Source organism: Methylocystis heyeri (assembly GCF_004802635.2).
Taxonomy (GTDB): Bacteria; Pseudomonadota; Alphaproteobacteria; order Rhizobiales; family Beijerinckiaceae; genus Methylocystis; species Methylocystis heyeri.
On sequence record NZ_CP046052.1, the window covers coordinates 1,681,981 to 1,700,245 of the forward strand.

Below are 18,265 nucleotides of genomic sequence, written 5' to 3' on the forward strand. Positions count from 1 at the left end.
AGGGCTTCCCGGCGCACCACCCCGACCGGGAGAGCGCGCCGGCGTCGCAAAACCGACGCGGGCGCGCTAGAATCGAACGGCTTGCCAGCCCCGAACCTCCGGACCTTGAAAAATGCCAGCCTGCTCCCGGCGAAGCTTCATCCTCGGCGTCAGCGCCACCGTGCTTCCCCTGCCCGCTCGTTCCGAAGCGACGGCCGCGCCCAGGATTATCGAGGCGCGTCCGGCCAAGGCACAGCTTCTTGCGGCGCCGGCGCCGCCGAGCGACATCCTCGGCTTCGACGGGACCACGCCCGGCCCCCTGCTGCGCTACAAGCAGGGCGACGCGCTTTTCGCGCGCCTCGTCAACAAGACCGACCTGCCGCTGACCCTGCACTGGCAGGGCATGAGAGGGGAAAACGCCATGGATGGCGCGGCGCCCCTCACCCAGGCGGCGGTCGCGCCCGGCGCCAGCTTCGACTACCGTCGTCCCCTGCCCGAACCAGGCCTGTTCTGCTACCGCCCCAGCGTTTATCCGCGCAGCGGCGAGCTTCTGGGACGCGGCCTGAAAGGGCTGCTGATCGTGGACGAGCCCTCCCCGCTGGAAAGCGACGCCGACATCGTGGTGGCGCTGGACGATTGGAAGCTCGATTCCGCTGGCGCGGTCGACAAGGATTTTTCAAAGGATTCCGGAACGGGCGAGGGCCAGATCGGAGCGGCCCTGACGGTCAACGGCTCTCCTTCCCTCGCCACCCACGAGGCCGCCCCCGGCGCGAGGGTGCGGCTGAGGCTGGCGAATCTCGCCAACGCCCGAATCATGATCCTGTCGTTCGAGGGCGTGAAGCCCTATGTCGTCGCGGTCGACAGCCAGCCCTGCGACGCCTTCGTTCCGGTTCGCGACAGCATTCCGGTCGCGCCCGGCGCCCGCTTTGAGCTGCTGTTCGATCTTCCGGCCGAACCCGCCGGCAAGGCCCGGCTGATTCTGCGCGGCGCGGACGGACAGGATAAGGACTTGATGCGATTCGCGGCCAAGGGAGAAAAGCTTCCGCCGCGCCCGCCGATTCGCTCGCTGCCCGACAATCCCGCCCTGCCCCGCGAAATCAAGCTGCAACAGTCGAAGAAGGTCGATCTCGTCATCGCGCCCGACGGCGCGGGCTGGCGCCTCAACGGCGCGCCGTCCGGCGGTTATTCCGGCGATCCGCTGTTTCGGGTCAAGAGAGGCGCGCCGGTGACGCTCGGTTTCGACAATCGCGCCAGGGTTCCTCTCGTCATGCATGTACACGGCCATGCGGTCCGCCTGCTGCATGATCTCGACGACGGCTGGGAGCCCTATTGGCGCAACGCCGTAGTCGCTCCGCCGGGCAAGACCAAACATGTCGCCTTCATCGCCGACAGTCCCGGAAAATGGGCGCTGCACGACGATATTCTCGACCATGAAGCGGCAGGCCTCGCGACATGGTTCGAGGTGACTTGAAGCACGCTCCCGGCTACCGCGGCAATTCTTGAAGATAGGGGCGCAAACCGGCCGCCGCCGACAGCGCGACGACGCGCGCCCACGGGCGTCGTTCCCCTGTTGATAAATCCAGTTCGCATAAAAGTTTAGCTATTCCAGCAGGATATTCCTAAGCGTTTAACCCTATTAACAGCGTTAACAACACCTATCTTCCGTCGCATAATCCCAGCTGATCCCATGTAGAGTTCCGGGATTGAGACGTGGTGGCGACCCAAAAATCGGGCCCCATGAAATGCCATTTCACTTAAATAGCGCAATGGTCGTAGAAGATGACGAAAGCCTGCGGGAAATGGTTACATTTATGCTATACCGTATGAATTTCAGATACGTGATACCAGCAGAAAACGGAGAGGTCGCCTGGTCTCATCTCAAGAGATTCAGGGTCGACTTAATATTGAGCGACTGGAACATGGAGCCGACCAACGGGTTGGAGCTGCTGCAGCGGATCCATGATCATCCGGTAATTTCATGCCCTCGGTTTATACTTATGTCGGCAAACATATCCGAGGATTATTGGCGCAAGGCTCTCGAAGCCGGCGCCACGGACTTCCTCACCAAGCCCTTCAGCTGGCCTCAACTGCAGGAAATAGTTAACCTCGCGTTCAGCGACCCGCCGCGAGCGCGCACCAACGTCGTTCCATTCCCGGTTCGCGCGCGCTATTCGAACGGCTGAAGCAGCGCCACGCCGGCCGCGCGAGGCTTCCACTGCGCCGACCGGAAGGGCCGGCGCGTTCAGGCCGCGTTGGAGGGCGGAAAAGACCCGTCGACCGCGCCTCTGGACGCCCGCGATCCGCCGGAGCCCACATTCGGAGAAAGAAAAACGCGGTTCCTGCCTGCGGCCTTCGCCAGATAGAGGGCGGCGTCCGCAGCGCGCATGAGTTTCGAAAAATCCTGATTCGGATCATCCATGGCCGCGACGCCCACGCTGACGGTGACGAGACCGTCGGCGATGGAGGCGGCTTCCTCGGCGAAAACGCAGCGAATCCTGTCGGCTATCGACAAGGCGGTCGTTGGATCTGCGATCAGGAGCGCTGCGAACTCCTCTCCCCCCAGACGGGCGATGATATCTCCCTTGCGCAGATTGGCCGCCGCCACCCGGGCGAAGAGCGTCAGCGCGCGATCGCCTTCGGCATGGCCGAAACGGTCGTTGACCGCCTTGAACCTGTCGAGATCGAAAGCGAGTAAAACCGGTATTTCGGTTCCTTGCGAACCCTTGATCACCCGCTCGGCGGCGAGGTCGAAAGCGCGACGATTGGCGAGGCCGGTGAGCGGATCGGTCAGGGCCGCGGTCTCCTGCCGCGCCGCGGCGCGGGCCTTTGAGAGCGCGAGCAGCATGAAGCCGAGAATGACGCCATAGCCCATGGCTTCGGCGGCCAGAAGCTTGACGATCGGAATGTCGAAGGGCGCCGTCGCCCCCTCATGGAACGGCATGAAGAAGGAGCTGACTCCCAACAGTGCCTGAAACCCGCCATGCAGCGCCGCCAAAGCCGCCGTAGCCCGCGCCACCGGCAGACGCTCCTTGGCGTAGGACGAAAGCTCGCAGGCGATGAGAAACGCATATGCGGCGACGATGGCGGCGCGCGCTTCAAAGCGGGCGACGGGCGTCGCCACAGCAAAACCCGCCAGCCAGATCAAGCCGCCCGCCGCAGCCGCGATCTTGCGGATCGGCCGCTCCGCGAACACTCTGACCCCGCACCAGATCGCGCCCAGCGACCATAGACTGAGGGTCCCCGCGATCCAGGCGGAATGGAAGTCGAAAATATCGCGGACCGCGAACAGAGCCAGCGCAACGCTGCTGAGGAAATAGGAGACCGACCAGAAACGAAATTCCTCGGCTCGGTCCTCGCGCCACAGGAAGAGCATGAACACCGCGAGCACGGCGTAAAGGAAGGCGTTGAAAGCAAAAAGCGTCGGCAGCGTCATGCTCATTCCGATCCTCGCCAACTCCGCCGATTTGCGCCGCCGCCAACCGATCCCGCAGACCCGAGCCGCGCGACGGTTAAGTCCATGCATGAACTCGACAATATCCTAGTCCATAAAGGATAGCCTCCCCCGATCCTATTGTTAACAGAATGCACATGTTGAAGTTATTCATTCGCAAACGGATTCGGCGAAGCGCGGTCGATTTGCAGCGCCGCAACGCCCTCCGCCGATCTCCGGCGACGGTCCCTTTCGCAAGCCCATGTAAATTTTTGCGGTTGCGGCGATGTTTGCGCTCCGCCTGTGGCGGATCGCCACGGGACAAGGCAGGAAAACCTGATATAAGATATCGTAGGCCGAGCTTTTTGGAGGCGCCTTCGCATCCTTGAAGCGAGCCCGTTCAGGGCGGACGACGACTAGACGGGGCGCCGTGCTGCTTCAAAACCGCATAAAGCGGTTCTTCTGAGAAGAAAGAACAGGGAGAAAAAGATGAACAGGAGATTCCTCGCCGCCCTGGCGTTCGCGACATTCGGGATGGCGGGCCAGGCCTTCGCCCATGGCGGCGTGAGCCTCGATCAAGGCCAGTGCATCATGAAGATCGGCCCCGACCAGATGACCTTCACCGGTTATCAGCCGCTCAAGTCCCGCGAGCAGTTCTGCGACGATATTCCCGACATCGGCCCGACCATCATCGTTCTCGACGCGCAGCAGGACGAATTGCGCGACATGGCGCTCGAGATCCGCATTCTCCGCAATGTCGGCCAGAAGGACGACAACGAGAATCTCGAAGCCAACACCGAAATCTACGTTCCGCCCAAGAAGTACAAGACCGGAACGCTGAACTTCGAATATAATTTCGCCACCAAGGGCAACTTCATCGGTCTCGTCAAGGCGCGCAGCGACGACGGCACCAAGGAATATGTTTCGCGCTTCCCCTTCGCCGTCGGCGAAACGGGGGACAAGAACATCATGCTCGCGGCCTTCGGCGCTTTCATCGGCCTCGTGGCCTTCGGCCTTTATTACAAGCACGCCTTCCTGGACAAGAAAAAGGCCCAGCCCAAGGCGTAAGGCTCATTCGATCTCGATAAGCTGGCCGTCGCGTAAGGTTACGCGGCGGTCCATTTGTTTTGCGAGATCGAGATTATGCGTGGCGACGAGCGCGGCGAGGCCGCTGCCGCGGGCGAGCCGAAGGAGCGTGTCGAAGACATGTTCCGAAGTGCGCGGGTCGAGATTTCCCGTCGGCTCGTCGGCCAGAAGCAGGTCAGGCCCGTTGGCGACCGCGCGCGCTATCGCGACGCGCTGCTGCTCTCCGCCGGAAAGCTCCGCCGGACGATGGTCGGCGCGCGCACCAAGACGCAGATAATCGAGCAGCTGCTGGGCCCGGTCGGCTGCAATCTTTCGGTCCAGCCCAGCGATGATCTGGGGCAGGACCACGTTTTCGAGCGCGGTGAATTCCGGCAGGAGATGGTGGAACTGGTAGACGAAGCCGATGGCGACGCGGCGAAGGCGAGTTCTTTCGTCGTCGCTCATGCCGGACGTCGGCGCATTTTTGATGCTGACCTCTCCCTCGTCCGGGCGCTCCAGGAGGCCAGCGATATGGAGCAGGGTCGATTTGCCGGCGCCCGAAGGCGCGATCAGCGCGACCGTCTGGCCCGCCTCCAGCGCCAAATCCGCATCGACGAGAATATCCAGCCGCGCGTCGCCTTCACGGTAATGGCGCGAGACCCGGTTCAATTTCAGGACGGGAGCGTTCATCTTCGTCACTCGCTGCGAAGCGCCTGTATGGGATCGAGCGAGGCGGCTTTCCACGCGGGATAGATCGAAGCCAGAATAGCCAGAGTCACCGTCATCCCGACGACCAGCATCACCTCGCGCGGCTCCACGATGGAAGGAAGCCGGGACAGGAAATAAAGCTCGGCGGGAAAAAGATTGGCGTCCAGCAGCTTGTTCAGCAGCAGCCGGATGGCGTCTAGGTTCTTGGCGATCAGCAGCCCCAGCAGAAATCCGACAAAGGCCCCCGTCGTGCCGATGGAGGCGCCGATGATGAGGAAGATGCGCAGGACCGACCCCCGAGTCGCGCCCATCGTGCGCAGGATGGCGATGTCCCTGGTCTTGTCCTTCACCAGCATGGTCAGGCCGGAAACGATGTTGAACGCCGCCACGATCACGATCAGCGTGAGGATGATGAAAAGTATGTTCTTCTCCACCTGGAGCGTGTCGAAGAAGGTCTTGTTCATCTGACGCCAGTCGGTGATGATCACCGGGCGCGTCACTTCCTTATCCACCGCCGCGCGAAAGGCGTCCATCGCCTCCGGATTGGCGACGAAGACCTCGACCGTCGTGACCTCATTGTCCTTGTTGAAGAAATTCTGCGCTTCCCGGAGCGGCAGATAGACGAAGAGATTGTCGAATTCGGACATGCCGATCTGGAAGATCGCTGCGATCGGATAGGCCTTGATGCGGGGCGTCACGCCGAAAGGCGTCTGCGCGCCTTTCGCGCTGAGGAGGCTGATCTTGTCCCCGACGCGCACGCCCAGCTTTTCGGCAAGGCGCTGCCCGATGGCGACGCCGCCGGCATTGTCGAAATTTTCAAAACTTCCATCGCGCAGAGTGCTGGCGACCCCCGGCAGTTTCAATAGGTCTTTGCCGCGCAGGCCCCGCGCCAGCACGCCGGTCTGGCCATAGGGGGTGGAAGCCCCGGCGGCGCCCTCGACCATAGGCGCAGCAAGCTCCACCCCGGGGATCTTGGAGAGGCTCGCGGCGACGCTCTCCCAATCGGTAAAAGGCGCGTCGATAGCCTGCACGAAGGCGTGGCCGTTGACCCCCAGGATCTTGTCCATCAGCTCGCGGTGGAACCCGTTCATCACCGACATCACGACGATGAGCGTCGCGACCCCCAGCGTGATGCCGAGGAAGGAGAAAACCGCGATCACCGAGACGAAGCCGCTCGAACGCCGCGCGCGAAGATAGCGCAAAGCGACGCTCCATTCGAAAACGGAAAACATCCGGCCTTCGCCCGAGCGCCCCTGCGCGGCTCCGCCCACAGCATGATCGCCTGCGGCCTCGGCCCCGTCGGTCATGCGCGCGCCGCCCGAACTGAAGCGACGATGCGCGCCACCGCGTCAGCCGGGGCCAGAAGCTCGCGCGCGCCGTCGCGGCGGCGCTTGACCTCGACCACGCCGTCGGCGAGCCCCTTGGGGCCGACCACCACCTGCCAGGGCAGCCCGATCAGGTCGAGCGTCGCGAATTTGGCCCCGGGACGGTCGTCGCGGTCGTCATGGAGCACATCCAGCCCGGCATTCTCGAGTTGCTGGACCAGCTCCGCGCAGACCTTGCCGGTCGCGGGATCGCCCTGCTTGAGGTCGGCGACGCCGACATGGAAGGGCGCGACCTGTTCCGGCCAGATGATGCCGTTGTCGTCGTGGTTCGCCTCGATCAGCGCAGCGACGAGACGCGAGGGGCCGATGCCGTAGGAACCCATGGACAAAGTGATCTCCTTGCCGTCGGGGCCGTTGACCACCGCGCGCATCGGCTCGGAATATTTGGTTCCAAAGAAGAAAATATGGCCGACTTCGATCCCTCGCGCGGCCATTTTGGCTTCATCGGGCACGGCGTTATAGGCGGCCTCGTCATGCATCTCGCTGGTCGCGGCATAGAGGCTGGTCCATTTGCCGACCACCTCCTCCAGCGCCGCGGGGTTCTCGAAGTCGATGTCGGCAGGCGGCGGCGCGAAGGTCAGAAAATCCTTGTGGCAGAACACCTCGCTCTCGCCGGTGTGGGCGAGAATGATGAATTCATGGGAGAGATTGCCGCCGATCGGCCCGGTTTCAGCCACCATAGGTATTGCGGTCAGCCCCATGCGCGCGAAGGTGCGAAGATAGGCGACGAACATCTTGTTGTAAGAATGGCGGCCGGCGACGGGGTCGAGATCGAAGGAATAGGCGTCCTTCATCAGGAACTCGCGCGAGCGCATGACGCCGAAGCGGGGGCGCACCTCGTCGCGGAATTTCCACTGGATATGGAACAGGTTGAGCGGCAGGTCCTTGTATGAGCGGACATAGCCCCGGACGATCTCGGTGATCATCTCCTCATTGGTGGGGCCGAACAGCATCTCGCGGTCGTGGCGGTCGGTGATGCGCAGCATCTCCTTGCCATAGGCGTCGTAGCGGCCCGATTCGCGCCACAGATCCGCCGACTGGATCGTCGGCATCAGCACTTCGACGGCCCCTGCCCGGGTCTGCTCCTCGCGAATGATGGCGTTGATCTTGTTGAGAACCCGCAGGCCCAGCGGCAGCCAGGCGTAAATGCCGGCCGACTCCTGCCGGATCAGGCCCGCCCGCAGCATCAGGCGGTGCGAGACGATCTCCGCCTCCTTGGGCGTTTCGCGCAGAATGGGAAGAAAATAGCGGGAGAGGCGCATGGGCTGTCCTTTGGACGCCCGTCGCGGGCGACGGGGCCTGTCTGATCAAGCGAATCGGCTTTCGCGCCGGAAGCCCGGCGCAGCGGCGCCTGTTCAAACGCACCTAGCGCCAAAAGACAAGGGTTGCGGCGGGAGGGGGGTGGGGAGGTTCAGGGTTTGGGGTTGTGATCCTTTTCCATTCTCAGACCCGAGAGCGCCGTTTAGAAGCAGCCGTTCAGCGCGTACGTAAGAGCTATTGCCGCGCATATCGGAGCAGCGTCGCTCTCCTCCGAGTGCCTGGCCGGAAACCACGGGCGCAGGCGGCTCCAAGCAAGCCCAACATATTTGGTTGGTTGCACGTGCTTGCCCCCCGACCTATCCTTACAGTCGAGAGCGGCCCAAACATCGGGATCTTAGCAGCTACGTTAATGGGAGCCAAGAAAGCGGATGACAGAGAGGAACTACTTCCGCGGTGACCAGAAGGAAGCCATTACCGCGCCTGACCTTTCCAAGCAATGCGAATACGCAGACCACATTGTGAATGCGAGGGGCAAAAAAACGGCCTTTACCAGCGTATCTCTCGACCGCAACAAGATCGAGCCGTTTGGTGAGGTCGACTATCTCCTGTTACGTCAAAAGGCGGCAGCGGATGGTCACCAAATCATAGAACACGAGGACTTGGTAGCCGCGCTGCAAGCCTCCGCCTCATCCGAAGAGAAGGCCGCGCGTTTAAAGGCCCTCCAGGCGCTGCGTTACGCACGCATGCGAAAGGAAGGCCTCGTGCGATGGGCTTTCGACATAAGTGGTATTGCCCGCAAGGATATAGTGACTTGGGGCTTCCATCGCGTTCAACAATACTTCCAGCAGGTGTGATATGGATATATTGTTCTCGTGTAGGAATTGCATTCATAACTCAAGCCAAACGCTCAATATTGGCAGAGGTATTGGTTTTTGTCTTCACCACAACTCAATAATTTGGAACTCATCGCGAACGACATGCAAGTATCACTATAGAAGAGATCTTCCGTGGTTTGTAGTAGACGAGTCTAGAAATGAGCACGCAGCCGAATTTGCCGGATTCAGCGGACTCGTTGATTTGTATAACAAGGAAAATCTCGATCGCATTTTTTACAGCGAACGTTTTGCTTGGGAGAGGAGCCAGTTTGACAGCATAACGAATGCACTAGCTCGTTATCATCAGAGCAGTAAGAAGTGGATTTTTATCGAAGCTTTCTCGGGCGGAGTCGACGGACGGCGTTCGGTAACGCAATCATGTTTGACACGCCGCTACATATCGATATGTAATACTTGGAGAAGCTCGTTCAGACTCACGCTCGACGTAGTTTCTCAACTCGCGGTTAGGCCCGAGTTCCGTCCTTCGGATTTCTACGAAGAAGGGGGAGGGCCTGAGGAAGCTCTTTGGGACGTTGTATTTTCAAAGCTGTCCCTTGTTCAGGAGTATGGATGGCATGCCGGGCTTGCTGACCTGCAGTGGATCACAGACTCCATAGATTCACTGACAGAGTTAAGTTGGGAGCCAGTCCGCGTTCAGCTAGAGGATTCTATTCCGAGAATACTTGAGCTAATTTTTAAGCATGCTCGGGACAATAACGGGTATTTTGAAACTGCACCCCTCGCGCCGGAAGATACTGCGATGGAAGCGCCGAACGAATACTAGGGTCCAGACCCATAATGTGCTTGGCGTAAAGAGCGGGTTGTGATTCAGGGCTTCCGAAAGGAAGCGCCGATGATTCCCGAACAATTCTGGCTGACAGATGCGCAGTTTTCGAAGATTGCGCCACATCTTCCCACTGACACGCGCGGCAAGGCGCGGGTCGACGACCGCAGGGTCATCAGCGGCATCGTCCAAGTGCTCAAATCCGGCGGGCGCTGGGTCGACGCGCCGCCGGAATACGGGCCCAAAAAGACACTTTATAATCGCTATGTCCGTTGGGCCGCCAAGGGCGTCTGGGTCGACTTGTTCCATGCACTCGCTCAAGCCGGCGGGCCGCCGACGGAAGTTCTCATCGACTCCTCGGCGGTGAAAGGTAAGCGCCAAGGCAGCCCCGTGATGGCGGCGCATAGGTGGCCCAGCTATCAATAGCAGCACAATTTGTACTGCTGTGAGCATCTATGTCTGCGCCTATGCCTGGTGATAGAAGTTTCCAACTGATCGAAGCCGTGGTTGATCGTCTTGATGGCGCTCCGGTTTCTCGCCGTCGCCGGTGGTCTGACGAGTTCAAGGCACGAGCTGTTGCGGCGACACTGGATCCCGACGTGAATATTTCCGCGGCCGCGCGGGAGATGGGCATTTCGCCGTCTCAGCTTTTTGGCTGGCGCCGGCAAGCGATGCGCGAAGGTGCGGTGACGGCCTCGCCTACCGCTTGCGCGAATCCGCCGGATGTCGAGGGCAGGTCTGCGCCAACGGTGGAAATCTCCGTCGGCGCCACAGTGATCCGCGTCAGCGCCGACATTGGCGAAGCCGATCTGCGTCGCGTGATCCGCGCGGTGCGCTCGGCATGATCGCGTCGGGCGTGAAAATCTATCTGGCCAGCCAACCGGTCGATTTTCGCAAAGGCCCGGACGGTTTGCTGTCGCTGGTGCGCGATGTCGGCGCCGACCCGTTCAACGGCGCGCTTTATGTGTTCCGGGCCAAGAGAGCCGATAGAATCAAGATCGTTTGGTTTGATGGGACCGGCGTGTGCCTGTTCTCGAAGCGATTGGAGGAATCGCAATTTTGCTGGCCGCGGATCGGGCCAAACCAGGTTCAACTCAATCATGCCCAGTTGATGGCGCTGGTTGACGGATTGGATTGGAAACGGGTGCGTCCGGTCGACCTCAAACGCCCGGTCAGCGCCGGCTGAACGGTCGGAAAATCGGCATGATTACGTTGAAAACACGAGCGTTTCCACTGGATCTGTGCTTTAATCATCCTAATGAAAATGCTCGATTTTCCGCTTCCTGACGATGTTGACGCGCTGAAAGCGCTGGTCCGCGTCATGGCCGAAAAGGCGGCGCGCACAGAGGCGCTCGAAAGCGAAATCCGCGACCTCAAAGTCCTCAATGCGGCAGCTGACGAACGCATCGCCCGGCTGACTTCGATCCTCAAGGCGCTGGAGCGAAACCGCTTCGGCAAGCGCTCGGAAAAGCTGGGGGCTGCCGCGGCCGAACAGCAGGCCTTCGTGTTTGAGGAGATCCAGACCGGCATCGCCGAAATCAAGGCGGGGCTGGACAAAGCGGGCGGCTCGGCCAAACAAAAGCGGGCGCCGCGTCCGCGTAAGGCGTTCGCCTCTCATCTTGAACGGGTCGAGGTGGTGATCGAGCCCGAGGTACCCGCCGAACATCTGGGCAAGGAGAAGATCAAGATCGGCGAGGACGTTTGTGAACGCTTGGACGTCGAGCCGCCGCGCTTCCGGGTGATCGTCACCCGCCGCCCGAAATACGCCTTCAAAGACGTCGACGTCGATGGCGTCATCCAGGCGCCTGCTCCCGCGCGCATTATCGAGGGCGGCATTCCCACCGAGGCCCTGTTGGCGATGATCGCCGTCTCCAAATACGCCGACGGCCTGCCGCTTTATAGGCAGGAAGGCATTTACGCCCGCGACGGGGTCGAGCTTGATCGTTCGCTGATGGCGCAATGGATGGGGCGGCTTGGCTTCGAACTGGAGCCGCTTTCGGACCATGTGCTGTGGCGGATCAAGCAGAGCCCGCGCGTCTTTGCCGACGAGACGACGTTGCCGACGCTGGAGCCCGGCGCCGGCAAGGCGAAGAAAGCCTATTTATGGGCCTACGCGAGAGACGATCGGCCCTTTGGCGGCGGCGATCCGCCGATGGTCGCCTACCGCTTCGAGGACAGCCGTTCCGGCGATTGCGCCTTGCGGCATCTGAAGGGGTATTACGGCATTCTGCAAGTCGATGGCTACGCCGCCTATCAGCGGCTGGCCGGGGCAGATCGCGGCGAGAAGGCTTTGCTCCTGGCCTGCTGCTGGGCGCATCTGCGCCGAAGATTTTACGAACTGCATGTCGCCGGCAGCTCCAGCTTGGCCACCGCTACGGTCGAGCGGATGAAGGATCTCTGGTCGGTGGAAGACCAGGTTCGCGATCTGATGCCGGACGATAGGTTGGCGGCGCGCCGCCAATCCTCGGCTCCGATCGTCGCCGAATTGTTTGCGCGCTGGGAACGGGAGCTGGCGCTCATCTCGGGCAAATCCAAGCTCGCCGAACACATCCGCTACGCTTTGGGGCGCCGAGCCAGCTTGGAACTGTTCCTCGCCGACGGCCACGTCGAGATCGACTCCAATGTAGTCGAGCGGGCGATCCGGCCCCAGACCATTACAAGAAAGAATGCGCTCTTCGCCGGTTCCGACGGTGGTGGCCGGACGTGGGCAACTTTGGCGACCCTGCTGACCACCGCGAAAATGAACGGCGCCGATCCATTCGCCTGGCTCAAGCAAACCCTCGAGCGCATCGCCAACGGCTGGCCAAACCGCGACATCGAGGCTCTCATGCCCTGGAATTACGTCGCCTAAACGGCCTCGGCTTTGCGCTTACGGTGAAAGCGCATCGCTCGGCCAGTGGCGGCAAAGGGGGGAGAAAAATCAGGCCATCGGCCGCTCGCGCGGAGGACGCACAACGAAAATCCACGCGTTGACCGACGCGCAGTGTCGACCCATCGCTTTCATGCTCACAGGCGGAAACGTCGCCGACTGCACAGCGGGCGCGGAACTCCTTGCGCATCTTCCGCCTTGCGAAATCCTCCACGGCGACAAGGGATACGACAGCAACGCCATCCGCCGTAGGATCGAGGACGGCGGCGCACTGCCGAATATTCCGCCCAAGGCCAACCGCAAATGGAAGAACTGCTTTTCGCCGCTCCTCTATCGAAACCGCAACGCCATCGAGCGCATGTTCTGCCGTTTGAAGGATTTTAGACGCGTGGCGACGCGCTACGACAGAAACGCCGTCAATTTCCTCGCCGCCGTTTGCCTCGCTGCCACTGTCAGCTATTGGTTATGAGTCTGGGCCCTAAGGCCGGCCCTTACCCGACGTCTGCGTCCGATTCCGTCATCTTAGCTTATTGCCGCCCGATGCGCGTAGAGAGTCACAGATTGCCGATGGCCTTCAAGTCGCTCCACAGCGACAACGTGATGAGAGTCTGCTCTTGGCGCTTAGTCTCGCCGAATTTCAACCAGACCACCGCCGGCTGGCAAGAACGAGCGCCTATAACTGCCCTGCCCAGCAAACAGGCTCGGTCTCTGCCCTGCATCCACCTTAAGCGACGCCAGCCCGGACGACCGCCGCATGCCGCATGACCTCGCGCCCCTCATCCCTTCACATTCTCAGCAAACAAAGCCTCGATTTCCCCAATCCTGCGATTGGTTGCGACCGTCCTTTTCGCTTGGGCCAGATGTATTTCCGCTTCGAGCATCCCGCCCCAGGGGGCGGCGACGACAGCTTTTCCGATATTTTCCGGCAGATCGAAAATCTCGATGATCTTCTGATCCCGCGCCACTTCAGCGGCACTTGGCCGAAATATGTTGTTGGCTATGCTTATCTGGGTGGGATGGATGAGAGTTTTGCCGTCGAAACCGAAACAGCGGCCTTGCTCGCATTCCGCCTCGAACGCCTCTGTAATGGCTTTGTTTTCTTCTTCGCTTTTATCCTTGCCGACAAATTTATTATGGACGCCATCAAGGACCAGCAAATTATTGTCCCGCGCGGCTATCACCGCCTGAGCAAGAGCAAATTGAAGCGGCTCGCGTCCCGGCGCGTCGAGCGCCCTCATTTCCTTTTTGAGGTCGTTCGTGCCCATGACCAAGGTCGTCAGACGCGAGCCCGGCTCGCTTCCGATGGCGGCGATTTTCGGGAGGTTTCCGTTAAAGCAGGTTGCGGTTTCCGCCATGACCCAAAGTTCGGTGCGCGGAGGGGCAGCGATGATAGCGGCGAGATAAGCGCGAACATCCCTCTCCGTATCGACCTTGGGCGCCAATATCGCGTGGGGGCCGACGGCTGCTGCATGTCTTAGGGCCCAGACTCATAACCAATAGGCGACAGTGGCAGCGAGGCAAACGGCGGCGAGGAAATTGACGGCGTTTCTGTCGTAGCGCGTCGCCACGCGTCTAAAATCCTTCAAACGGCAGAACATGCGCTCGATGGCGTTGCGGTTTCGATAGAGGAGCGGCGAAAAGCAGTTCTTCCATTTGCGGTTGGCCTTGGGCGGAATATTCGGCAGTGCGCCGCCGTCCTCGATCCTACGGCGGATGGCGTTGCTATCGTATCCCTTGTCGCCGTGGAGGACTTCGCAAGGCGGAAGATGGGCAAGAAGTTCCGCGCCCGCTGTGCAATCGGCGACGTTTCCGGCTGTGAGCATGAAAGCTATGGGTCGACATTGCGCGTCGGTCAGCGCGTGGATTTTCGTTGTGCGTCCACCGCGCGAGCGGCCGATGGCCTGATTTTTCTCCCCCCTTTGCCGCCGCTGGCCGAGCGATGCGCTTTCACCGCCGAGGAGTCGATGAGAACTTCCGTCGGCGGCCCGCCGGCTTGAGCGAGTGCATGGAACAAGTCGACCCAGACGCCCTTGGCGGCCCAACGGACATAGCGATTATAAAGTGTCTTTTTGGGCCCGTATTCCGGCGGTGCGTCGACCCAGCGCCCGCCGGATTTGAGCACTTGGACGATGCCGCTGATGACCCTGCGGTCGTCGACCCGCGCCTTGCCGCGCGTGTCAGTGGGAAGATGTGGCGCAATCTTCGAAAACTGCGCATCTGTCAGCCAGAATTGTTCGGGAATCATCGGCGCTTCCTTTCGGAAGCCCTGAATCACAACCCGCTCTTTACGCCAAGCACTTTATGGGTCTGGACCCTAAATCTTCCGGACCCCATTCCGTGCTCAGGGCGTTACACCGAACTATAACTGTGCGGTATCCAAAGCTGCCTCTTTTAATCGCTTCCATGATATGGCCGCGAGCCCTCACCTTGTTGTGAGGCGAGGTTGAATCCTCGAGGTCGAGAATAACGCCATCCGCCTGACTGGTAAGCGCCTTCTCGATTTTCTGGGGATCTGTGCCCGGCACATAGATGACGCTGCGAAGGATCGGAAAATTGTCGCTCATGGCGGAGGCTCGTTCCACCACAGGGAAATCACGGGCAGAGGAATTTGGTTGCGTTCCACCGGCAACAATGCAGGCGCGTGATGCATCGCTGCCAGTGCGGGGAGAAATCACCCGACCCCGCCGCTTCGCGGCGACCCTCCCCCTCAAGTGGAGGGTAAGCGCCCTTCGCCAGATCGCCGTGGCCGTGCAATCGGAGCTTTTGGATCTATGGCAGGGCAAACTGGCTCCGAGGCCCTATATCCATCTTGAGCGACGCCAGCCCGGACGACCGCCATGCCGCATGACCTCCCGCCCTTTTCCGCCCCCTATGCGCCGCCGGATGAAGAACTCGCCGCAGTTCTGCTGGCGGGCGCACCCAAGCCCTCCCTGGCCGCCGAAACGCAAAGGCTAGGGCGCGAGCTTCTCTCCGCCATGAGGGCGGCGCACAGCGACATCGGAGGCGTGGAAGATTTCCTGCATGAATTCTCGCTCTCCTCCCGCGAAGGCCTCGCCGTCATGGCGCTGGCGGAATCGCTGCTGCGCGTGCCCGACGACGCCACATTGGACCGCCTTTTGGCCGACCGGCTTTCGGCGGGCGAGTTCGACCGCCACAAGGCCCATTCCGAAACGCTGCTGACGCAAGCCTGCGCCTTCGCGCTCGGCCTTTCGACCAGGCTCATCGCGGCGGAGGAATCTCCGAGCGCCATCGCAGCCGATCTCGCGCGGCGCCTCGGCGCTCCGGCCCTGCGCCTCGCCGCTCGGCAGGCGATGCGGGTCATGGGCTCGCATTTCGTCTTCGGCGAAACCATTGACGCGGCGCTGGAGCGCGCGCGCGGACGTGGACTGCATTCTTTCGATATGCTGGGAGAGGCGGCGCGCATGGCCGAGGATGCGGAGCGCTATTTTAGCGCCTACGCCGAAGCCATAAGGGCGATAGGCGCCAGCGACGCGGCGAGAGACGCCGGCATATCCGTCAAGCTTTCCGCCCTGCATCCGCGCTATGAGGCGATCTCGCGCGAGCGCGTGCTCAAGGAGCTGACACCCCGCCTGCTGGAGTTGGCGCGGCTCGCCAAATCGGAAGGCGTCCAGCTGACGGTCGACGCCGAAGAAGCCGACCGGCTGGAGCTATCGCTCGAAGTCTTCGCCCGCGCGCTCAGCGATGGCTCTCTTGTCGGATGGAACGGATTCGGCCTCGCCGTGCAGGCCTATCAAAAGCGCGCGGCGGCCGTAATCGATTACGCCGCGGCACTGGCGGAAAGCCGCTCACGCCGCCTCAATGTGAGGCTGGTCAAGGGCGCCTATTGGGACAGCGAGATCAAGCGTGCGCAGGAACGGGGCCTTCCCGATTATCCGGTGTTCACGCGCAAGGCGATGACCGATATCAATTATCTCGCCTGCGCCAGACGGCTTTTCGATGCGCCGCGGCTCTACCCTCAATTTGCGACCCACAACGCGCTCACGGTGGCGTCGATCCTCGCCGAAGCGGATCGCCGGCCTTTCGAGTTCCAGCGCCTGCACGGCATGGGCGAGGCGCTATCCGAAGCGACGCGGGAGCGTTTCGCCATTCCATGGCGGGTCTATGCGCCGGTAGGGCCGCATCGCGATCTGCTGGCCTATCTGGTGCGCCGCTTGATCGAGAACGGGGCCAATTCCTCCTTCGTCGCCCGCGCGGCCGACCCGGCCACCCCGCCGGAAGTTCTGCTCGCAGACCCCTATGAGCTGATCGCCTCGCCCAAAGAGACGCGCAATCGCCGGCTGCGCGCCCCGGCCGATATCTACCGGCCCCTGCGCGCCAATTCCAAGGGCGTTGAATTTGGCGAGCGCGCCGGTCTCGACGCCCTGCTGACCGAAATCGAAATCGCGCGCAAGCTGCGCCCGACCGCCCTGCCCTCGCAGCCCTCGCATAAGGAGAGGCGCGCCTGCCGCTCGCCCATCGACGGCAAGGAGATCGGCTCCGTGATCGATAGCGACGGGAAATCGATCGAGGCCGCGATGGCCGCAGCCCAACATTCCTTCGATAGCTGGGCGGCTACCAGCGTCGTGGCCAGAGCCTGGGTTCTCGACCGCACCGCCGACCTCATCGAAGCCCGCCGCGCATCTTTCATCGCCCTTCTGCAGGAAGAGGCCGGCAAAACGCTGGACGATGCCCTTGGCGAGGTGCGCGAGGCCGCCGACCTCTGCCGCTATTACGCGGCGCAGGCGCGCGAGCTTTGCACTGAAACCGCGCTTCCCGGCCCCACCGGCGAAGCGAGCAGCCTGCGCCGCTGCGGGCGCGGCGTCTTCGTCTGCGTCTCGCCCTGGAATTTCCCTCTGGCCATTTTTATTGGGCAGGTCGCGGCGGCGCTTGCAGCCGGCAACAGCGCCATCGCCAAACCGGCCGAGCAGACCCCGCTCGTCGCCTTTGAGGCCGTCAGCCTGCTGCATGAGGCCGGCGTCCCCCAGGACGTCCTGCAATTTGCCCCGGGCGGCGGCGATGTCGGCGCCGCTCTGGTCGAACATCCCTGCTGCGCGGGCGTGGTTTTCACGGGCTCCCTGGAAGTCGCCAAATCCATCAACAGAGCGCTGGCGCAAAAGCCGGGCGCTATCGTTCCGCTGATCGCCGAGACCGGGGGGGTCAACGCCATGATCGTGGACTCCACCGCCCTGCCCGAGACGGTCGCCGACGACGTACTGACCTCCGCCTTCCGCTCCGCCGGACAGCGCTGTTCGGCCTTGCGCGTCCTCTGCCTTCAGGAGGAAATCGCCGGCGGCTGCACGGAGCTTATCGCCGGCGCCGCGGCGCAATTGCGCATCGGCGATCCGCGGGATTTGGGCGTGCATTTAGGACCGGTCATCGACGCCGAAGCGAAGGAGCGGCTCGAGGCCTATCTTGCCGGCTGCGCGGCGCGGGGACGCATCATCTATGCGGGCGAGGCGCCCGCGGCGGGCTGTTTCGTCGCGCCGCACATCGTGCGGCTCGATCGCCTCGAAGATCTAAAGGAGGAAGTTTTCGGCCCGGTGCTGCATGTCGTGCGCTGGCGCGCGGAAGCATTCGACGCGCTGGTCGAGGCGATCGCGAGACGGGGATCCGGCCTGACGATGGGATTGGAGACGCGCATCGAGCGACGCCGGCACGCGCTCGGCGCCATGGCTCCCGCCGGCAATATTTACGTCAACCGCAACATGATCGGCGCCGCGGTCGGCGGCCAGCCCTTCGGCGGGTTCGGCCTTTCCGGAACCGGACCGAAAGCCGGCGGTCCCGATTATCTGCGCCGATTCATGCGCGAGATAACAGTGACGGTGAACACCGCCGCAGCCGGCGGCGACGCCGGGCTCATGGCGATGGAGGATTGAAGGGGGATACAGCGCAAGCTGCAAGGTAAATTTT

Annotated in this window: 15 protein-coding genes and 3 pseudogenes; 11 read left to right on the forward strand and 7 right to left on the reverse strand. The window is 61.9% G+C overall.

Going from position 1 to position 18,265, the window contains the following annotated elements; translation table 11 throughout:
* Window positions 1–112 precede the first annotated feature (112 nt).
* Together H2LOC_RS07555 and H2LOC_RS07560 are read left to right on the forward strand one after the other, a co-directional pair.
* Complete coding sequence (locus H2LOC_RS07555) at window positions 113–1,450, forward strand: multicopper oxidase family protein (protein ID WP_136495840.1); 1,338 nt, start codon at window positions 113–115, stop codon at window positions 1,448–1,450.
* 295 nt (window positions 1,451–1,745) lie between these two features.
* Window positions 1,746–2,162, forward strand: a complete 417-nt coding sequence (locus H2LOC_RS07560) for a response regulator (RefSeq protein ID WP_162009719.1) — start codon at window positions 1,746–1,748, stop codon at window positions 2,160–2,162.
* 59 nt (window positions 2,163–2,221) lie between these two features.
* On the opposite strand, the gene H2LOC_RS07565 is transcribed toward H2LOC_RS07560, so the two are convergent.
* Window positions 2,222–3,418: a GGDEF domain-containing protein gene (locus H2LOC_RS07565; protein ID WP_162009720.1), complete on the reverse strand. Its 1,197-nt coding sequence runs from the start codon at window positions 3,416–3,418 to the stop codon at window positions 2,222–2,224.
* 480 nt (window positions 3,419–3,898) lie between these two features.
* Between H2LOC_RS07565 and H2LOC_RS07570 the strand changes: the two genes are divergently transcribed.
* Window positions 3,899–4,477, forward strand: coding sequence for a hypothetical protein (locus tag H2LOC_RS07570; RefSeq protein WP_136495844.1), 579 nt, complete (start codon window positions 3,899–3,901; stop codon window positions 4,475–4,477).
* 3 nt (window positions 4,478–4,480) lie between these two features.
* Here the strand turns inward: H2LOC_RS07570 and H2LOC_RS07575 are convergent, their stop codons facing one another.
* The 3 genes from H2LOC_RS07575 to proS are packed head-to-tail and all read right to left on the reverse strand — an operon-like array spanning window position 4,481 to window position 7,829.
* Entirely contained in the window at window positions 4,481–5,164 is a 684-nt protein-coding gene (locus H2LOC_RS07575; protein ID WP_136495845.1) for an ABC transporter ATP-binding protein, read from the reverse strand.
* Window positions 5,165–5,169: 5 nt separating this feature from the next.
* Window positions 5,170–6,489, reverse strand: coding sequence for a lipoprotein-releasing ABC transporter permease subunit (locus H2LOC_RS07580; RefSeq protein WP_136495846.1), 1,320 nt, complete (start codon window positions 6,487–6,489; stop codon window positions 5,170–5,172).
* On the reverse strand, window positions 6,486–7,829 hold the full coding sequence (gene proS, locus H2LOC_RS07585) for a proline--tRNA ligase (protein ID WP_136495847.1): 1,344 nt from the start codon (window positions 7,827–7,829) through the stop codon (window positions 6,486–6,488). Before proS ends, H2LOC_RS07580 begins: the two co-directional genes overlap by 4 nt.
* A gap of 426 nt (window positions 7,830–8,255) precedes the next feature.
* On the opposite strand from proS, the gene H2LOC_RS07590 reads away from it, so the two are divergent.
* From H2LOC_RS07590 to H2LOC_RS07620, 7 genes and pseudogenes are all read left to right on the forward strand, one after another.
* On the forward strand, window positions 8,256–8,681 hold the full coding sequence (locus H2LOC_RS07590) for a hypothetical protein (protein ID WP_136495848.1): 426 nt from the start codon (window positions 8,256–8,258) through the stop codon (window positions 8,679–8,681).
* A gap of 223 nt (window positions 8,682–8,904) precedes the next feature.
* Window positions 8,905–9,486, forward strand: a complete 582-nt coding sequence (locus H2LOC_RS07595) for a hypothetical protein (protein WP_136495849.1) — start codon at window positions 8,905–8,907, stop codon at window positions 9,484–9,486.
* Between the two features lie 69 nt (window positions 9,487–9,555).
* A pseudogene (locus tag H2LOC_RS07600) lies at window positions 9,556–9,873 on the forward strand (transposase); the annotation flags it as partial.
* A gap of 68 nt (window positions 9,874–9,941) precedes the next feature.
* Window positions 9,942–10,331, forward strand: a complete 390-nt coding sequence (locus H2LOC_RS07605) for a transposase (protein ID WP_136495378.1) — start codon at window positions 9,942–9,944, stop codon at window positions 10,329–10,331.
* Window positions 10,328–10,672, forward strand: a complete 345-nt coding sequence (tnpB, locus tag H2LOC_RS07610) for an IS66 family insertion sequence element accessory protein TnpB (protein ID WP_136495377.1) — start codon at window positions 10,328–10,330, stop codon at window positions 10,670–10,672. The genes H2LOC_RS07605 and tnpB overlap by 4 nt, the downstream gene beginning before the upstream one ends.
* Window positions 10,673–10,750: 78 nt before the next feature.
* On the forward strand, window positions 10,751–12,337 hold the full coding sequence (tnpC, locus tag H2LOC_RS07615; RefSeq protein WP_246206786.1) for an IS66 family transposase: 1,587 nt from the start codon (window positions 10,751–10,753) through the stop codon (window positions 12,335–12,337).
* Between the two features lie 23 nt (window positions 12,338–12,360).
* A pseudogene (locus H2LOC_RS07620) lies at window positions 12,361–12,824 on the forward strand (IS5 family transposase); the annotation flags it as partial.
* Between the two features lie 307 nt (window positions 12,825–13,131).
* On the opposite strand, the pseudogene H2LOC_RS07625 reads toward H2LOC_RS07620, so the two are convergent.
* From H2LOC_RS07625 to H2LOC_RS22070, 3 genes and pseudogenes are all read right to left on the reverse strand, one after another.
* Window positions 13,132–13,812 (reverse strand): annotated as a pseudogene (locus H2LOC_RS07625) (HpcH/HpaI aldolase/citrate lyase family protein); the annotation flags it as partial.
* Between the two features lie 30 nt (window positions 13,813–13,842).
* A protein-coding gene (locus H2LOC_RS07630; protein ID WP_425487306.1) for an IS5 family transposase occupies window positions 13,843–14,600 on the reverse strand; the annotation gives its coding sequence in 2 pieces (ribosomal slippage) (window positions 13,843–14,255 and window positions 14,255–14,600; 759 coding nt in all).
* Between the two features lie 40 nt (window positions 14,601–14,640).
* Window positions 14,641–14,919, reverse strand: a complete 279-nt coding sequence (locus H2LOC_RS22070) for an aldolase/citrate lyase family protein (protein ID WP_136495851.1) — start codon at window positions 14,917–14,919, stop codon at window positions 14,641–14,643.
* A gap of 273 nt (window positions 14,920–15,192) precedes the next feature.
* On the opposite strand from H2LOC_RS22070, the gene putA reads away from it, so the two are divergent.
* On the forward strand, window positions 15,193–18,231 hold the full coding sequence (gene putA, locus H2LOC_RS07640; RefSeq protein ID WP_136495852.1) for a bifunctional proline dehydrogenase/L-glutamate gamma-semialdehyde dehydrogenase PutA: 3,039 nt from the start codon (window positions 15,193–15,195) through the stop codon (window positions 18,229–18,231).
* Window positions 18,232–18,265 lie beyond the last annotated feature (34 nt).